The sequence below is a fragment of the Corallococcus sp. Z5C101001 genome, from assembly GCF_007352635.1.
Taxonomy (GTDB): Bacteria; Myxococcota; Myxococcia; order Myxococcales; family Myxococcaceae; genus Corallococcus; species Corallococcus silvisoli.
Map to the genome: position 1 here is coordinate 369,776 of NZ_VKLU01000001.1, position 16,086 is coordinate 385,861.

Below are 16,086 nucleotides of genomic sequence, written 5' to 3' on the forward strand. Positions count from 1 at the left end.
GAGCTGGGATTCGCTTCAGGAATTCCCGTGGGTTGCGGGTGGCCTGAGGGTTGCTCTGGAGGGGGGTATCCACCCGCTGGACCCCTCCCGGAGGACTTCCCCATGGCCTACCAGACCTGGCAGCTCGACACGACCCACAGCACCGTTGGCTTCACGGTGCGGCACATGGTGGTCGCGAAGGTGCACGGCCGCTTCACGCGCTTCGAGGGCAAGCTCACGCTCAACGGCGACGACTTCACGAAGGCGTCGGTGGAGGTGAAGCTGGATGCGGCGAGCATCGACACCGGCGTGGAGGCGCGTGACAACCACCTGCGCTCGCCGGACTTCTTCGACGTGGCGGCGTTCCCGAAGCTCATCTTCCGCAGCCGGCGCGTGGAGGCCGTGAAGGATGGCCACTACCGCGTGGTGGGCGACCTGACGGTGCGCGACCAGACGCACGAGGTGACGTTGGACGCGGAGCTGCTGGGCCGCGCGAAGGACCCGTTCGGCACCGAGCGCATCGCGTTCCAGGCGACGACACACCTGGACCGCAAGCGGTTCGGGCTCACCTGGAACCAGGCGATGGAGGCGGGCGGCGTGCTGGTGGGCGAGCGCGTGGACATCCACCTGGACGTGCAGGCCGTCCCCGCCACGCAGCCGGCGGACAAGGCGGCGTGACGGCGGCGCGCTCCATGCGTGCGGCGGGAGCGCGCGGCGTGCAGTGAAACAAGCAGGAGGGAACACCCATGATCTACGTCCGGACCTCGGAAGCCCGGGGCCATGCCCACCACGGCTGGCTCGACACCCACCACACCTTCTCCTTCGCGGACTACTACGACCCGGACTTCATGGGGTTCCGCTCGCTGCGCGTCATCAACGAGGACACCGTCGCGGCGCGCCGGGGCTTTGGCAAGCACCCGCACCGGGACATGGAGATCCTCACGTACGTGGTGAGCGGCGCGGTGGAGCACCGCGACAGCATGGGCACGCAGTCGGTCATCCGGCCGGGCGAGGTGCAGCGCATGAGCGCGGGCACGGGCGTGCTGCACAGCGAGATGAACCCGCTGGATGAGCCCCTGCATCTGCTGCAGATCTGGCTGCTGCCGGAGCGCCAGGGCCTGCCGCCCGGCTACGAGCAGAAGCGCTTCGCGACGGAGGAGCGGCGGGGCCGCTTCCGCGTGGTGGCGTCGCGCGATGGGCGGGAGGGGTCGCTCACGGTGCACCAGGACGTGGTGCTGTCCGCCACGGAGCTGGGGGCTGGCGAGCGCGTGGAGTACGCGCTCGCGCCCGGCCGCCACGCGTGGCTCCAGATCATCCGGGGCGAGGCCACCCTCAACGGGGTGGCGCTCCAGGCCGGTGACGGCGCCGCCGTGTCGGAGGAGACGGCGCTGGCCTTCGCCGCGAAGGCGCCCACGGAGGCGCTGCTCTTCGACCTGGCGTGAGGCCCGCTTGAAGGCGCTCAGCTCTGGTTCACGTTGAACGTGAAGCCCGTCTTGGCGACGCGGCCGTCCGGCGCGGTGGCCACGAACTTCACGATGTAGGGCAGGCCGGTGAGCGAGCGATCCGGCAGGACGCGGATCTGCGCGGTCGTCTGGCCTTCCTCCAGGGTGAGCGCGTCGGCCGTGAGGCGCTTGCTGGGCGTCTCGAGCGTGATGACGAGCGGGCCGGTGAAGCCCTCCGCGCGGGTCACGGTCACGGTCGTCACGCCGCGCTGGCCCGGGATGAGGTTCACCTGGCGGGGCTCCACGGCGATGGAGAAGTCCGGCTGGGGCTCGGGCGGCTCCAGGAGGGCCACGGAGATGCCGCCGGTGGCGGTGACGTTGTTGGCCGGGTCCTCCGCGATGAGCTGCAGCGCGCGCACGCCGTAGTCCCGGGTGCTGGGCGACACGGTGAGGGTGGCCGTGGTCCTGACGAGGGTCTCTCCCTCCGGAATGGAGAAGTCCGGGCCAAAGGTGACGCCCTGGGGGGCGGCCGCCGTGCGGATCTTCACCTCCCCCAGGTTGTCCGCGATGCGCTGGACGGCGATCTCATAGGGGACGCTGTCGCCGGGCGCCACGGTGACGGTGTCCAGGCCCGCCCAGTCCAGACGGTAGTACGGCCCCCCGCTGCCGCAGCCCAGGGCCAGCGCGCAGGCGAGGATGGCGAGACGGGGGAGGGGACGCGACATGGAGGGCTCCAGGGGTGGCGAGGCAGGGACGAGCATGGGGCCGGGGCACGCGTGCCCGCAAGCGGCCGGGGGGAAGGGCGGCGTCAGCGAAACAACGAACAGGCCGCCAGATAAGTCCCGACGTGGGCCTCCAGCGATGGCGTCAGCGGCCTCGAGTAGCCCCCACCCAGCGTGAGGACCACCGGCACGCCGCGCTCGCGCGCGGCGCCCAGGACGCGCAGGTCCCGTTCGCGCAGTCCGGCATGGGTGAGGGACAGCCGGCCCAGGGTGTCCTCCGCCAGGGGATCCACTCCGGCCTGGAAGAAGAGCAGGTCGGCGTGCGCGGACTCCAGGACGTGGGGCAGGTGGGCGTCGAGCGTGGCCAGGTACTCCGCGTCACCCGTGCCGTCCTCCAGCCCCAGGTCCAGGTGCGAGGGCTGCTTGCGGAAGGGGAAGTTGTGCTCTCCGTGCATGGAGAAGGTGAAGACGGACGGGTCCCCCGCGAAGGTGGCCGCGGTGCCGTTGCCCTGGTGCACGTCCAGGTCCACCACCACCGCGCGGCGGATGGCGCCCTCGGCCTGGAGGACGCGGATGGCCACGGCGATGTCGTTGAAGACACAGAAGCCCTCCCCGTGGTCGGGGAAGGCGTGATGCGTGCCGCCGGCCAGGTGCGCGCCGAAGCCATCCTCCAGGGCGGCGCGGGCGGCGGCCAGCGTGCCTCCCACGGAGGCGCGGGCGTTGTCCACGAGCAGGGGCGACCAGGGAAAGCCCAGCCGGCGCAGCTCCGCGTCGGTGAGGGTGCCGCCGAAGAAGGCGTCCAGATAGCGCGGGGTGTGCACGCGCTCCAGGTCGGCCCGCTCCGCTCGGGGCGCCTCGAAGAGGGAGGCCGGGGACAGGATGCCGCGCGCGAGCAGCAGCTCCCGCAGCAGGCGGTACTTCTCCATGGGAAAGCGGTGCCCTTCAGGCAGGGGGACGCTGTACCGGTCCAGGTGGAAGACGCGCACGGACCCGGGGCGTAACGCCCGTTCCGGAGGGGTGCAACCGGGCGCGTAGATCTTCCGGCGGGCCCGTTCGTTACAGGGACAAGCGGCACGCGATGCCCGCCCCGCCGCCCGTTTCCTGGAGCCCACCCATGAACCTGAAGCCCCTCTCGCGGGCCGTCTTGACGGCCGCGCTCGCCACCGGTCTGTCCGCTGCCTCCGCCCTGGCCTCCACGCCCGTCGTCCCCGTCCACGAGAGTGTGCCCCCGCCCCCCGAGCCGCGGTCCGCGGCCCCCGTGACGCCGGGCCCCAAGACGGTCGCGCCGGATGCCTCCGCGAAGCCCGCCGAAAAGGGGACGCCCCCGAAGGCCGATGGAAAAGGGACGTCCGCGAAGCCCGCCGAAAAGGGGACGCCCCCGAAGGCCGATGGAGCCGGGACGTCCGCGATGCCTCCTCCGCAGGCGGCGGCCCCCACGGGCCAGGGCGCGCAGGCTCAAGGCGGAGCGCAGCAGGGGGCCCAGCCGGAAATCGAGGTGGCCTTCGTGCTGGACACCACCGGGTCCATGAGCGGCCTGCTGGAGGGCGCGAAGCAGAAGATCTTCTCCATCGCGTCGCGCATCGCGAAGGGCACGCCCACGCCGCACCTGAAGGTGGCGCTGGTGGCCTACCGCGACGTGGGGGACGCCTATGTGACGAAGCGCTTCGACCTGAGCGACGACATGGACTCCATGTTCGCGGAGCTGCGCAAGCTCCAGGCGGACGGGGGCGGGGACTTCCCCGAGCACGTGGGCCGCGGGCTGGGCGAGGCGGTGTCGCTGCTCAAGTGGAACCAGAACCGCGAGGTGATGAAGGTCATCTTCCTGGTGGGTGACGCGCCCCCCGCGGAGCGCGAGGCCGCCTGGGACTTCAAGCTGTGGTCCAAGCGCGCGAAGGAGCGCCACATCGTGGTGAACACGGTGCGCTGCGGGGCGGACTCCAGCACCGAGGAGTCCTGGCGCTACGTGGCGAAGCTGACGGACGGGACGTTCGACTCCATCGACGCGTCGGGCGGCATGGTGGCGGTGGCCACGCCCTATGACGCGGAGCTGTCCCGCGTGAACGCGGAGCTGGCGTCGAAGACGCTCTACGGCGGGCGCAAGGAGGCGCAGCTCGCCAACCGGGCCCGCGCGGAGGCCACCAAGGGCATGGCCGCGGAGGCCGTCGCGGACCGCATCAGCTACATGAAGAAGAGCCGGGGCGTGGGCATGAGCGCCCCCAGCGCCGCGGCGGTCAGCAGCGCGCCCATGGCGGTGGGCGGCGCGGTGGACCTGCTGGAGAAGCCCGCCGCGCTCGACACCCTCAAGGACGACGAGCTGCCCACGGAGCTGCAGGGCCTCAAGAAGGAGGAGCAGGCCGCGAAGGTGAAGCAGCTGTCCGCCGAGCGCAAGGTGCTGGAGGAGAAGGTCGCGAAGCTCGCCACCGAACGCGACCAGTGGCTCGTGAAGAACGCGCCCGCCAAGGAGGACGCCTTCGACGCCAACGTGATGAAGAGCGTGAAGACCCAGGCGGCGAAGTTCGGCGTCGCCTACTGAGCGGCTCGCAGCGGCGGGAGCGGGGCCCGTGCGTGCCCCGCTTCCGTCGCTATTCGCGCGTCACCGCCCGGAGCACCATCTCCCGGCGCTGGTCCAACAGGCGCATCGCCAGGGGCCGCGCGAGGCGGTAGACGCCGAAGTTGAACACCGCGAAGGCGGCGATGAAGGCCACCGAGTGCCAGCCCGGCCCGTCCTTCCCCGCCATCCTCAGCGCGTGGCCAAAGGGCATGCAGCCCACGCTGGCGGCGAGGATGCCCAGCATGGACGCGGTGAGCGGCACCTTGTCCCGCCGCTTGAGGCTCGCGTGGAACTTCACCGGGAAGTACAGCGACAGGAAGTTGCCCGCGGCCAGCAGCATGGGCACCACCGCCGCCACCGAGGCCATGGCGCACAGGAAGTCCACCCACGTGCCCGCGCCGAAGTACACCCGGTAGAAGACGCCCACCAGCACCGCCATCCCCAGCGCCGCCACGCCCTGCACCCGGTTCTTCGCGCGCAGCACGTCCGCCAGGGTCATGGGCGCCGCGAGGAACACCGCGAAGCCGTGACCGTCATACGCGAAGGTGTTCTGCGAGAACGTGGAGGCGATGACCACCGCGCCATAGATGCTCAGGCCGCCCATCACCCACGCGTCCGCGCTGTGGCCCAGCAGGTACACGAAGAGGTCCCGGCCGGAGAGCAGCTTCAGCAGGATGGCCAGGATGAAGGGCACCGCCGCCAGCAGCCGCGCGCGCGGGTTGCGCCACAGGTCCAGCACCTCGCGCCGCACCAGCGTGTCGAAGCGCGAGCCCGTGGTGGCGAACGGATCCGCGTCCCTGCCGTCCGCCCGCGCGCCGCCGGAGCGGCCCGCCTGCCGGTGGAAGCGCAGGAGCAGCGAGTACGCCACCGCCATGCCCACGCAGGTGAAGAACAGCAGGCCCAGGGCCTCCAGGAGCGCGATGCCCACGCGCCCGTGGGCCAGCTGTCCCAGCCCATCCCCGAAGAAGCCCGGCGGCACCTGGCTGAGCGCCACCGCCGCGTTGATGATGAGGCTCATGTCCAGCGCGCTCACGCCCGCGTCGCCCACGCTCGTCAGCCAGGACGTGTCGATGGGCGGGATGAACGACGCGGCCACCAGGAAGGCCACCATGCCGCCGCCCATGATGCGCGCGCTGTGCTTCTCCCGGAGCACGTTGATGACCGTGTAGAGGCCCACCCGGCTCCACGCCGCGCACAGGAGCGCGAACAGCACATAGAGCACCACCGCCAGCCACGGCGCCGCCAGCCGGTGGCGCGACGCATAGCCCACCGCCGCGCCGGTGAGGGGCGCGTAGAACACGAGCGCTCGGGGCTCGAAGAGGCTCGCCACCGTGGAGCCCATCAAGAGCCGGAACGGGGAGATGGGGAACGCCGCGTAGCGCGACAGCTCCGAGTGGTCATCCACGCCCGCGGACAACAGCGGCCACGTCACCCACGTGGCCGCGGTGACGAAGCACAGCAGGTTGAGGATGAAGTAGGGCCACACGTTGCTGTGCACGATGAGCGGCAGGCGCATCAGCTTGAAGAAGGACAGGCCCAGCAGCACGCCCGGCGCGCTGGAGCCCAGGAACGCCGCCACCGCGAGCAGGCGGCTCTTGCCCGGGCCCTGGTTGAGCCCCAGGTGCAGACGCAGGCCCCAGAGCAGCAGCAGGTGCTGGAAGAAGCCGGGGACCTTCGGGCGGCTCACGCGGACTCCCGGCGCAGCGGCAGCACGTTGTCCGTGGGCCCCGAGTAGAACGACAGCTTCGCGTTGCGCGCCGCCGGCACGGCGACCAGCTTCTCGAACACCGCCTCCAGCGTGGGCGCGCCGTGGCGCTGGCGCAGCTCCTCCACCGGGCCCTGGTCCAACATCCGTCCGCCCCGGATGACGCCCGCGTGCGTGGCCAGCCGCTCCGCGATCTCCAGCACGTGCGTGGTCAGCAGCAGCGTCACGCCCCGGCGGCTCAGCTCCCGCAGCAGGTCGCGGATCACGCCCGCGGCGAGCACGTCGATGCCTTCGAAGGGCTCATCCAGCAGCACCAGCTCCGGCGCGTGGATGAGCGCCGCGGCGATGGCGAGCCGGCGGCGCATGCCCTTGGAGTACTCCGCCACCAGCGCGCCGGCCTTGTACGTGAGCTCCGTCAGCTCCAGCAGCTCCACCGCGCGCGCCGCGGCCTCCGCGCCGTCCAGCCCGTACATGCGCGCGCAGAAGGTGAGGTATTGCCGGCCGGTGAGCCGCTCGAAGAGGCTCAGCTCCTCTGGCACCACGCCCACGCGCTGCTTCACCTCCAGCGGCCGGGCCACCGCGTCCACGCCGAGCATGCGGATGGTGCCCTGGTCGGGCCCGTACACGCCGGTGAGCAGGGCGATGGAGGTGGACTTGCCGGCGCCGTTGGGGCCCAGGTACGCGTAGAAGGCGCCCTTGGGGATCCGCAGCTCCAGGCCATCCAGCGCGGTGAAGGTGCCGAAGCGCTTGACCAGGCCGCGCGCGTCGATGGCCAGCTCGGGGCCGGCGGGTTCGGAAGAGGGGGGCGTCATGAAGGACGCCATCACACCACGTCCCCAGGGGTCGCCGACAATCCTCGGGTTGACGGATGCCTCGCTCCGCTGGTTGCTCGCGGCTCAGTGCACCATGGCCACCTCCGGCGGCCCGACGATCTGCTGCACGGTGGTGCGCACCTTGTCCAGGTCCACCGGCTTGGAGATGTAGCCGGCGGCGCCCACCAGCTCCGCCTCCCACTCAAAGCCGTAGCCGGAGATGATGATGATGGGCAGGTTGCGCGCCCGCGGCATCTTCTTGAGCGCGTCCAGCAGCCCCCAGCCGCTCATGACGGGCATCCGCAGGTCCAGCAGCACGGCGCCCGGGATGTCGTCCTCCAGCAGATCCAACGCCTCGCGGCCGTTCTTGGCCTCGATGGTGGCGTAGCCCATCTCCTGGAGGGCATCGCAGATGAGCGTGCGGTGACTCGCGTCGTCGTCGACGACCAGGATGAAGTTCGACATGGGCAGGAGCCTCTGGAGTGGCGGCGTCTTCTTGGGGACCGCGATTCTATGGGGACGAAGATGGGAATGCCCCCCTCATTGCGGAAGGGCCTTCGTTTCTTTTCAACATCCTCCCGCGTCGTAGAGCCTCAGTGTGTTGCCTCCCAGCACCCCCGCGAGCACGACCTCGTCCAGGCCCAGGCCCGCCAGCGCCCGCAGCTCCCGGTCCCAGGCGTAGGGGATGTTGGGGAAGTCCGTCCCGTAGAGGATGCGCTCGGGCCGCGCCTCCAGCGCCTTGCGGGGGAGGGGCACGGGGAAGTAGCCGCCCACCGCCATGGTGGTGTCCATCCAGAGCGTGTCGTACCGCTCCAGCAGGCGCGCGTACGCGTCGAACTCATCCGCCCCCAGGTGGGGCACGCACAGCTTCAGCGTGGGGTGGTCCTTCAGCACGCGCTCCACCCGCTCCGCGGCGCAGAGCGAGTGCGGATCACACGGGTACTGGGGACTGGACGGCTCCCGCCCTGAGTGCATCACGAGCGGCTTCCCCGCCCGGGCGCACGCTTCGTAGATTTCGTGCAGCGCGGGCGCGTCCGGGGCGAAGCACTGGACGTGGCAGTGCAGCTTCACGCCCTTCAGGCCCAGGGCGAAGGCCTCCTCCAGGATGGCGACGGCGTCGGGCTCGCCCGGGAACACGGTGCCCAGGCCGATGACGCGGGGCTCGGCCCTGGCCATCTCCGCCACGTAGGCGTTGAGGGCGCGCGCCATGCCCGGCTTGTGGGCGTAGTGCAGGGCGACCACGCGCTCGACCCCGCGGGACAGCAGGAACGACAGCACGCGGGGCGTGTGCAGTTTGTAGCGGATGGGCCAGCCGTACCGGTCGAACCAGCGCCACACCGCCTCGAAGACGCGGTCGGGGAACAGGTGCACGTGCGCGTCGACGACGGGCGGCAGGCCGGGGTCCACGCGGGGCCCTTCCTCGTCCGCCAGCGCGGGCATGGGCATGGCGATGCCCTGCTCCCGCCACGTGGGGGACGACGCCAGGCAGGGCGCCGGGGCGTCGTCTTCCGGGCCCATGACGGGCTCGGGCGCCACGCAAGACGCCGCGGGCCGCGTCATCCGTCCGTGTCCGGCCCGGGCTTCTTCGCGGTGTCGGGCTCGTCCATGCGCCGCAGGTAGCTGTTGTGCGCGTAACCGTTGCGCTCTAGCCGCTGCGCCTCGATGGCGTCCGCGACCTTCGAACACACCTGCCCGAGCATGCGCAGGGACTCGGCGATCAGCCGCTCCGCGTGATCCTGCGCGTTGGCGGACGGAATGATGGGGCGGTCGCGTCGGAACGGCAGTGGCAACTTCATCCCGTGGAATCTAAGGGATGCCCCAACCGGGTGCCACGCGTCAGTCCCGCCCCGGCCCCCGACCGCCCCCTCGCGCGCCGCCCGCTCCACGAAGTGTTGACAGCGCGACGCGGCATCCGCCCCGGCGCGGGATTAACCGCGTTGACAGTGCGCCACTTTACATTTTGTGACGGCCCGGCCCCCGGGGACCCTCCGCAGGTCCGTTCGAGTATCGCCAAATCATTGGAATCATGGATGGTTTACGAATTTTCAAGCAGGGGGATGACAGCGCGCCGTTTCGCTTCTAGATTGCGTCCGTCGGATTTCACTCACGAGGTGCTGCGCATGGCTTACGACGGCGAGCTTGTGAAGATGCAGAATGGTCGCTGGGCGCGGTTCCAGCGGTGCCAGGTGTACCGGCCGGGCGTGGCGGATGCCGGCGAGACCATGCTGCTGATCGCGGTGGAGCTGGAGGAGCGCTACCAGCAGCTGCTCGACGAGGCGGCGGACTCCCTGGCGGAGTACCGCTCCCAGGGCGTGCCCGTGCAGGTGCGGCTGGCGCCGGATGCGCGGGGCCTCACCCTGCACCCGGAAGCCCCGGCCTCCGTCGCGGTCAACTAGCCCCCTCCCGGGGGCCTGCCTCCCAAGGGTTGTAAATCGCCGGGCCTCGCGCTTCACCGCGCGGGGCCCGCTCCATTTACAGCCCCTGCCTCTGGGCCACCCCGTCGGCTTTTCAACGCGGCGCGGCCCACCCGCACGGCGCGCGAATGGCGCGCTCAGTCGTGGATCTGGAAGAAGCGCACCGCGTTGTCCCGGGTGACACGCCGCACGATGCGCTCGGACAGCTTCGCCTTGCCCAGCAGGTTCGCCGTGCGGGCGAGCCCCAGGATGTCGCCCGCGCCGTCGCCCGCGTCCGAGTCCAGCACCAGCCGCTCACTGCCCAGCCTCCGCACCAGGGCCACCGCCCGGTCCGCCTGGAGGGCCTCTGGGTGCAGGGTGAGCCCCGCCCAGTGGCCCACCTCCAGGATGGTGCGCACCGTGCGCGCGTTGGCGTGGTCCACCAGCGCGCGCGAGGGCAGCAGCCCGGACTGGCGCAGCAGCGTGAGGATGCGCCGGGTGTGGCGCTCCTTGTCCTTGAGGGGCGTGTGGACCACCACGCGCAGCTTGAGCTGGCGGGCCAGGGCGAGCTGCTCCAGGAAGGCCTCCTCCTCCTCCTCGCCGCCCGCGTGCAGGCCCGTCTCTCCCAGGGCCACCACGCGGCCGCCCTCGAAGTAGTCCGGCAGGTGGCTCAGGACCTCCGACAGGCCCCGCCTTGGGATGCAGCGCGGGTGCACGCCCAGGGCGGCCCACGCGCGGATGCCCAGCCGCTCCAGGCGCGGCAGCTGCCGTTCGACCAGCTGGTCGAAGTGCTGGCGCAGCGCCTTGGCGGTGGGCTCCGGGAAGTGATGCGCCACCACCAGGGCCTGCTCCACGCCGAAGAAGCGCATGGACTCCAGGTCCTGGTCGGTGAGCGCCTCCGGGTGGAGGTGCGCGTCGAAGAGCGGCAGCGGCTCGGGCACGGGCTTTCGTCCTCCTGGCGTCAGTCCTGGCCCAGCGCGGCGCCCTCGTTGCGCGGGTCACTGGAGGAATAGCGCAGGTTCGTGCGCGGGTCGCTGTAGACGGCTTCCGCGTCGCCCCAGGCGTCCATCCGGCGGATCTTGTGGCCCTTCGCCTCCAGCGTGGACAGCGTCGCCGGCTCCAGGCCCCACTTGTCCACCCACACCTCGTCCGGCAGGTACTGGTGGTGCAGTCGGCCGGCGCCCACCGCGCGCGCCACGTCCATGCCCTGGTCCACCACGTTGCTGATGGCCTGGATGACGGTGGTGGGGATGGTGGAGCCGCCGGGGCTGCCCACCGCCAGCATCACCCGCTTCGGGTCGTCCTTCGCGAACACCAGCGTGGGCGACATGGAGGACAGGGGCACCTTGCCGGGCTGGATGGCGTTGGGCTCCCCGGTGACGAGCCCGTACGCGTTGGGCACGCCCGGCTGCGCGGCGAAGTCGTCCATCTGATCATTGAGGAGCACGCCGGTGCCCTTGGCGACGAGGCACGAGCCGAAGCTGTAGTTGACCGTGGTCGTCATCGCCACCGCGTTGCCGTCCTTGTCGATGACGGAGATGTGCGTGGTGTTCTTGCGCTCCGGCTCCGGCGTGAGGGGGCCCGCGTCCTCCCGCAGCGTGGACGCGGGGCCGCCCTTCACTGGCGCCAGCAGCGACGCGCTGGGCGTGGCCTTCTGCGGGTCGATGCCGCCCGCCAGGTCCGCGATGTGGCCGGGCGACGCCAGCCGCTCCAGCGGCACCTGCACGAAGGCCGGGTCGCCCAGGTACTTCGCGCGGTCCACGTACGCGCGCCGCACGGCCTCCACATAGAGGTGCAGCGTGTCCGGGTCGCGGTACGGCACGCCCTGCGGACGCAGCTGCTGGAGCATGCCCAGCACCTGGACCACCGCGAGCCCGCCCGCGCTGGGCGGCGGCATGGTGAGGATGCGGTGGCCGCGGTAGGTGGTCTCCAGCGGCGCGGGCTGGCGCGTCCGGTACGCCGCCAGGTCCTCTTGCGTGAGCACCCCGCCCGCGTCCTTCACCGACCTCACCAGCGCCTGCGCCACCGGGCCCGCGTAGAAGGCCTTCGCGCCGCCCTTCGCGATGAGGCTCAGCGTGCGGGCCAGGTCCGGCTGCCGGATGAGGTGGCCCAGGGGCGGCACGTCCGGGGTGCCGGAGGCGTTGGGCGTCAGGAAGATGCGCGCGGCCTCCGGGTCCTTGTTCAGGCACTTCGTGCGTCCCGTCGCCATCTGCTGGTACTTGGGCGTCACCCAGAAGCCCTGCTTCGCCAGCCGGATGGCCGGGGCCAGCACCACGGCGGGCTTCAGCCTGCCGTGCCGCCCCAGCAGCTCCAGATAGCCCGCCACCGCGCCCGGCACCGCCACGCTCAGGGCCCCGTCCGTGGACAGCCCCGGCACCAGCGCGCCGTCCTTCAAGTACATGTCGTGGGAGGCGGCCTTCGGCGCCACCTCCCGGAAGTCCAGCGCCTCCGTGCCGCCGGACTTCGCGTCGTGCACCAGCGCGAACCCGCCCCCGCCCACACCGGAGTGGTAGGGCCCCACCACCGCCGCCACGAACGCCGCCGCCACCGCCGCGTCCACGGCGTTGCCGCCCTTCTCCAACATCTGGAGCGCGGCCTCGCTCGCGGCGGGATACGCCGTGGCCACCGCACCTCCCCGGTAGGGGCGCGCCGCCTGCGCCGCCCCCGCCACCACCAACACCGAGAGTCCTACCGCGCGGAACAGGCTCCGTCCCGCTGCTCCAATGTGTGTGTGCCCCACCTGGACGCCTTTCCTTGTGATTTCCGGCCGTTCCCTAATGCACCATGCGCCGCGCCTGGACCAGGGTTTCAACAGGACAGCATTTTTTTCCTTGGATTGTGAGCGTAAGCGGGGCAATCTTGCTCCATGTGCGGCAACTGGCGGTGCCTATGAGTCCTCCGAACCCCGTGGAAAGCCCGGCGTCGGCGTCGGCTCCGGTGTCGTCGAGCGGGCGCCTGACGACGTTCCTGAAGCCCCGCTTCGGCATCACGGTCCAATGCAACACGTTGTGTGTGGCAGTCAGCGCCCGGCCCCCCCCGGAAGGTCCCCGGCCGGTTTTGACGCCCGGACGCGGTTGACGAGTTGATCGGCGGTCCCTAATTCTCCGCCGCATATGACAGCTCTGGCGGCGGTGGTGCTTTGCGCGGGCAAGGGCACGCGGATGAAGTCGGAGAAGGCCAAGGTCCTTCACCCCATCCTCGGCCGGCCCCTGTGTGCCTATCCCTTGAAGCGAGCCCTGGAACTGGGTGCGACCTCCGTGGTGCCGGTGGTGGGCCACCAGGCCGCGGACGTGGAGAAGTCCATCCGGAGCCAGTTTCCGGACGCGCCGCTGCGCTTCGCGCTCCAGAAGGAGCAGCGGGGCACCGCGGACGCGGTGAAGGCGGCCCAGGACGCGCTGAAGGGCCATGACGGGCGCGTGCTCATCCTCTACGGGGACGTGCCGCTGCTGCGCCGGGAGACGCTCCAGTCGCTGCTCGCCGCGCACGACGCCGCGGGCGGGGTGCTGGCGCTCGTCTCCACCACGCTGGATGACCCCACCGGCTATGGCCGCGTCATCCGCGAGGGCGGCAAGGTGGCCCGCATCGTGGAGCACAAGGACTGCACCCCGGAAGAGCGCGCGGTGAAGGAGTGCAACGCGGGCATCTACTCCGTGGACGCGGCCTTCCTCTGGAAGGCGCTGGCGGAGATCAAGCCCGTCAACGCGCAGGGCGAGTACTACCTCACGGACCTGGTGGAGATGGCCGCGAAGCGCGGCCCCGTGGCCGCGGTGGACGCGGACGCCACGGAGACCGCGGGCGTGAACGACAAGGTGGAGCTGGCGGCGCGCGCGCGCGTGCTCCAGCAGCGCATCAACGAAGCCCACATGCGCGCGGGCGTGTCCATCCAGGACCCCGCCACCGCGTACATCGAAGAGGGCATCACCATTGGCGCCGACACGGACATCGGCCCGATGGTGTCCCTCATGGCCGGCACCGTCATCGGGAAGAACGTCATCGTCGGGCAGGGCAGCGTGCTCACCGCCTCCCATGTGGCGGATGGCACCCACATCAAGCCCTACTCCGTGCTGGAGGAGGCGCGTGTGGGCGAGCGGTGCATCATTGGCCCGTTCTCCCGGCTGCGCCCCGCCACGGAGTTGGCAGAAGAAGTGCATCTGGGGAACTTCGTGGAGACGAAGAAGACCCGCATCGGCAAGGGCAGCAAGGCCAACCACCTGACGTACCTGGGGGACGCGAACATCGGCGCCGGGTGCAACATCGGCGCGGGCACCATCACCTGTAACTATGACGGGGTGAACAAGCACCTGACGGAGCTGGGGGACGGGGTCTTCATCGGCTCGGACTCGCAGCTGGTGGCTCCGGTGAAGGTGGGGGATGGCGGCTACGTTGGGGCGGGCTCCACGGTGACGAAAAATGTGCCTCCTGGGAGCCTCGCTGTGTCACGCGCGCCACAGGTGGTGAAGGAGGGGTGGGTGGCGGCGAAGAAGGCGCGGCAGGCGAAGGCGAAGACTGGCTGAGGGTGGCGCTCGCCTGCTGTTCGGACGGCGGGGCGGGGTTGGGCGTGAACGGGATTCCCGTGGTTTGCTCCGGCGGCCGCGGGACGAGAAAGAGGCAGGACGAACATGTGCGGGATTGTTGGCTACGTCGGTGACAAGGAATCGGCTCCCATCCTGGTGTCGGGGCTGAAGAAGCTCGAGTACCGGGGGTACGACTCCGCGGGCGTCGCGGTGGTGAGCGGCAACCAGCTGAACGTGGTGCGCGCCACGGGCAAGCTGCGCAACCTGGAGAACCGCGTGGTGCAGGACCTGCCCAAGGGCACCACCGGCATCGGCCACACGCGCTGGGCGACGCACGGCCGCCCCTCCGACGAGAACGCCCACCCGCACACGTACAAGAACGTGGCGGTGGTGCACAACGGCATCATCGAGAACCACCTGGCGCTGAAGGCGGAGCTGCGCAAGCGCGGCCACGCCTTCGCGTCGGAGACGGACTCGGAGGTGTTCGCGCACCTCATCTCCGATGAGGTGGACCGCGGCGTGGACCTGCCGGACGCCGTCCGCGCGGCCATCAAGCAGGTGAAGGGCACCTACGGCCTGGTGGTGGTGTGCGCCAACGACCCGGGCCGCATCGTGTGCACGAAGGACGCGTCGCCCATGGTGCTGGGCCTGGGCGAGGGCCAGAACTTCGTGGCCAGCGACGTGCCGGCGCTGCTCGAGCACACGCGCGACTTCGTCTACATGGAGGAGGGCGACCTCGCGGTCATCACCGCCGCGAAGATCGACATCTTCAGCCGCCAGGGGCAGCTGGTGAACCGCCCCACGCGCCGCATCGACTGGACGCCGATGATGGCGGAGAAGGGCGGCTACAAGCACTTCATGCACAAGGAGATCTGGGAGCAGCCCCGCGCCATCGCGGACACGCTGCGCGGCCGGATGCTCCTCACCGAGGGCGACGTCCACTTCGAGACGTGGAACCTGTCCACCGAGCAGGTGAAGACCTTCACCAAGGTCACCATCCTGGCGTGCGGCACGTCGTGGCACTCGGGCGTGGCCGGCAAGCACATGATTGAGTCGCTGGCGCGGCTGCCGGTGGAGGTGGAGCTGGCCAGCGAGTTCCGCTACCGCGACCCCATCGTGGAGACGTCGCACCTGGTCATCGCCATCAGCCAGTCGGGTGAGACGGCGGACACGCTCGCGGCCTTCAAGGAGGCCAAGCGGCTGGGCGCGCACACCATGGCCATCTGCAACGTCATTGGCAGCGCGATGACGCGCGAGGCGAACCTGCACGTCCTCACCAACGCGGGCCCGGAGATTGGCGTCGCGTCCACCAAGGCGTTCACCACGCAGCTCGTGACGCTCTACCTGCTGGCGGTGAAGCTGGGGCGCATGCGCGGCACGCTGTCGGTGGAGGGCGCGCAGGAGCACCTGACGCACCTGACCCAGGTGCCGAAGATGATTGAAGACGTGCTCAAGTGCGAGCCGCAGGTGAAGCGCGTGGCGCGCGAGTTCATGAACGCGCAGGACTTCCTCTTCCTGGGCCGCGGCCCCATGCACCCGGTGGCGCTGGAGGGCGCGCTGAAGCTGAAGGAGATCTCGTACATCCACGCGGAGGGCTACGCGGGCGGTGAGATGAAGCACGGCCCCATCGCGCTCATCGACGAGAAGATGCCCGTCGTGGTCATCGCGCCGAAGCAGCCGCACGTGGCGTACGAGAAGATCATCGGCAACATCGAGGAGGTCCGTGCGCGCGGCGGCAAGGTCATCGCCGTCATCGACGAGGACGACACCCAGGCGGACAGCCTGGCCGACCACGTCATCCGCATCCCCGCGGCCTGCGCGCTGCTCGCGCCGGTGGTGGCCACCATCCCGCTCCAGCTGCTCGCGTACCACGTGGCGGAGATGCGCGGGAACGACGTGGACCAGCCCCGCAACCTGGCCAAGAGCGTCACCGTCGAATAGCGCCGCGCGCCTGAGACACAAGCGCCC

Annotated in this window: 15 protein-coding genes; 6 read left to right on the top strand and 9 right to left on the bottom strand. The window is 70.7% G+C overall.

All coding sequences use genetic code 11. The features are described 5' to 3' along the window. Positions 1–102: 102 nt before the first annotated feature. Positions 103–657 (top strand): YceI family protein, encoded by a 555-nt coding sequence (locus FOF48_RS01535; RefSeq protein WP_143898021.1) that lies wholly within the window; start codon positions 103–105, stop codon positions 655–657. 68 nt (positions 658–725) lie between these two features. Beyond that, positions 726–1,421 (top strand): pirin family protein, encoded by a 696-nt coding sequence (locus FOF48_RS01540; protein WP_143898023.1) that lies wholly within the window; start codon positions 726–728, stop codon positions 1,419–1,421. A 17-nt stretch (positions 1,422–1,438) separates the two neighbouring features. Here FOF48_RS01540 and FOF48_RS01545 read toward each other — a convergent pair whose 3' ends face one another. Then, positions 1,439–2,146, bottom strand: coding sequence for a hypothetical protein (locus FOF48_RS01545; RefSeq protein WP_143898025.1), 708 nt, complete (start codon positions 2,144–2,146; stop codon positions 1,439–1,441). 83 nt (positions 2,147–2,229) lie between these two features. Next, the gene (locus tag FOF48_RS01550; protein ID WP_143898027.1) at positions 2,230–3,129 is read right to left on the bottom strand and encodes a histone deacetylase; all 900 of its coding nucleotides are present in this window, start codon (positions 3,127–3,129) and stop codon (positions 2,230–2,232) included. A 128-nt stretch (positions 3,130–3,257) separates the two neighbouring features. Here FOF48_RS01550 and FOF48_RS01555 point away from each other — a divergent pair, with 128 nt between their 5' ends. Next, complete coding sequence (locus FOF48_RS01555) at positions 3,258–4,676, top strand: VWA domain-containing protein (protein WP_255441801.1); 1,419 nt, start codon at positions 3,258–3,260, stop codon at positions 4,674–4,676. 49 nt (positions 4,677–4,725) lie between these two features. Here FOF48_RS01555 and FOF48_RS01560 read toward each other — a convergent pair whose 3' ends face one another. From FOF48_RS01560 to FOF48_RS01580, 5 genes are all read right to left on the bottom strand, one after another. Continuing rightward, on the bottom strand, positions 4,726–6,381 hold the full coding sequence (locus FOF48_RS01560) for a hypothetical protein (RefSeq protein ID WP_143898028.1): 1,656 nt from the start codon (positions 6,379–6,381) through the stop codon (positions 4,726–4,728). After that, positions 6,378–7,211 (bottom strand): ABC transporter ATP-binding protein, encoded by an 834-nt coding sequence (locus tag FOF48_RS01565; protein WP_143898029.1) that lies wholly within the window; start codon positions 7,209–7,211, stop codon positions 6,378–6,380. Before FOF48_RS01565 ends, FOF48_RS01560 begins: the two co-directional genes overlap by 4 nt. Before the next feature lie 84 nt (positions 7,212–7,295). After that, positions 7,296–7,676 (bottom strand): response regulator, encoded by a 381-nt coding sequence (locus FOF48_RS01570; protein WP_014394116.1) that lies wholly within the window; start codon positions 7,674–7,676, stop codon positions 7,296–7,298. Between the two features lie 102 nt (positions 7,677–7,778). Further along, on the bottom strand, positions 7,779–8,729 hold the full coding sequence (locus FOF48_RS01575) for an amidohydrolase family protein (protein WP_143898030.1): 951 nt from the start codon (positions 8,727–8,729) through the stop codon (positions 7,779–7,781). A gap of 38 nt (positions 8,730–8,767) precedes the next feature. Further along, the gene (locus tag FOF48_RS01580; RefSeq protein WP_143898031.1) at positions 8,768–9,007 is read right to left on the bottom strand and encodes a hypothetical protein; all 240 of its coding nucleotides are present in this window, start codon (positions 9,005–9,007) and stop codon (positions 8,768–8,770) included. A 324-nt stretch (positions 9,008–9,331) separates the two neighbouring features. On the opposite strand from FOF48_RS01580, the gene FOF48_RS01585 reads away from it, so the two are divergent. Beyond that, positions 9,332–9,607 (top strand): hypothetical protein, encoded by a 276-nt coding sequence (locus FOF48_RS01585; protein WP_143898032.1) that lies wholly within the window; start codon positions 9,332–9,334, stop codon positions 9,605–9,607. 155 nt (positions 9,608–9,762) lie between these two features. Here FOF48_RS01585 and FOF48_RS01590 read toward each other — a convergent pair whose 3' ends face one another. Both FOF48_RS01590 and ggt read right to left on the bottom strand, forming a co-directional pair. Beyond that, positions 9,763–10,545: a TatD family hydrolase gene (locus FOF48_RS01590; RefSeq protein WP_143898033.1), complete on the bottom strand. Its 783-nt coding sequence runs from the start codon at positions 10,543–10,545 to the stop codon at positions 9,763–9,765. Between the two features lie 20 nt (positions 10,546–10,565). Next, positions 10,566–12,329, bottom strand: coding sequence for a gamma-glutamyltransferase (gene ggt, locus FOF48_RS01595; protein WP_143899075.1), 1,764 nt, complete (start codon positions 12,327–12,329; stop codon positions 10,566–10,568). Between the two features lie 388 nt (positions 12,330–12,717). Here ggt and glmU point away from each other — a divergent pair, with 388 nt between their 5' ends. Both glmU and glmS read left to right on the top strand, forming a co-directional pair. Then, positions 12,718–14,118: a bifunctional UDP-N-acetylglucosamine diphosphorylase/glucosamine-1-phosphate N-acetyltransferase GlmU gene (glmU, locus tag FOF48_RS01605; RefSeq protein ID WP_143898035.1), complete on the top strand. Its 1,401-nt coding sequence runs from the start codon at positions 12,718–12,720 to the stop codon at positions 14,116–14,118. Positions 14,119–14,223: 105 nt separating this feature from the next. After that, positions 14,224–16,059 (top strand): glutamine--fructose-6-phosphate transaminase (isomerizing), encoded by a 1,836-nt coding sequence (glmS, locus tag FOF48_RS01610; protein ID WP_143898036.1) that lies wholly within the window; start codon positions 14,224–14,226, stop codon positions 16,057–16,059. The last annotated feature ends 27 nt before the right edge of the window (positions 16,060–16,086 follow it).

Bases quoted from the DNA above. Each gene is read 5' to 3' on its own strand.
- glmS (WP_143898036.1), top strand. From the start codon at position 14,224: ATGTGCGGGATTGTTGGCTACGTCGGTGACAAGGAATCGGCTCCCATC.
- FOF48_RS01540 (WP_143898023.1), top strand. From the start codon at position 726: ATGATCTACGTCCGGACCTCGGAAGCCCGGGGCCATGCCCACCACGGC.
- glmU (WP_143898035.1), top strand. From the start codon at position 12,718: ATGACAGCTCTGGCGGCGGTGGTGCTTTGCGCGGGCAAGGGCACGCGG.
- FOF48_RS01575 (WP_143898030.1), bottom strand. From the start codon at position 8,729: ATGGGCCCGGAAGACGACGCCCCGGCGCCCTGCCTGGCGTCGTCCCCC.
- FOF48_RS01570 (WP_014394116.1), bottom strand. From the start codon at position 7,676: ATGTCGAACTTCATCCTGGTCGTCGACGACGACGCGAGTCACCGCACG.
- FOF48_RS01565 (WP_143898029.1), bottom strand. From the start codon at position 7,211: ATGACGCCCCCCTCTTCCGAACCCGCCGGCCCCGAGCTGGCCATCGAC.
- FOF48_RS01535 (WP_143898021.1), top strand. From the start codon at position 103: ATGGCCTACCAGACCTGGCAGCTCGACACGACCCACAGCACCGTTGGC.
- FOF48_RS01580 (WP_143898031.1), bottom strand. From the start codon at position 9,007: ATGAAGTTGCCACTGCCGTTCCGACGCGACCGCCCCATCATTCCGTCC.
- FOF48_RS01555 (WP_255441801.1), top strand. From the start codon at position 3,258: ATGAACCTGAAGCCCCTCTCGCGGGCCGTCTTGACGGCCGCGCTCGCC.
- FOF48_RS01585 (WP_143898032.1), top strand. From the start codon at position 9,332: ATGGCTTACGACGGCGAGCTTGTGAAGATGCAGAATGGTCGCTGGGCG.
- FOF48_RS01545 (WP_143898025.1), bottom strand. From the start codon at position 2,146: ATGTCGCGTCCCCTCCCCCGTCTCGCCATCCTCGCCTGCGCGCTGGCC.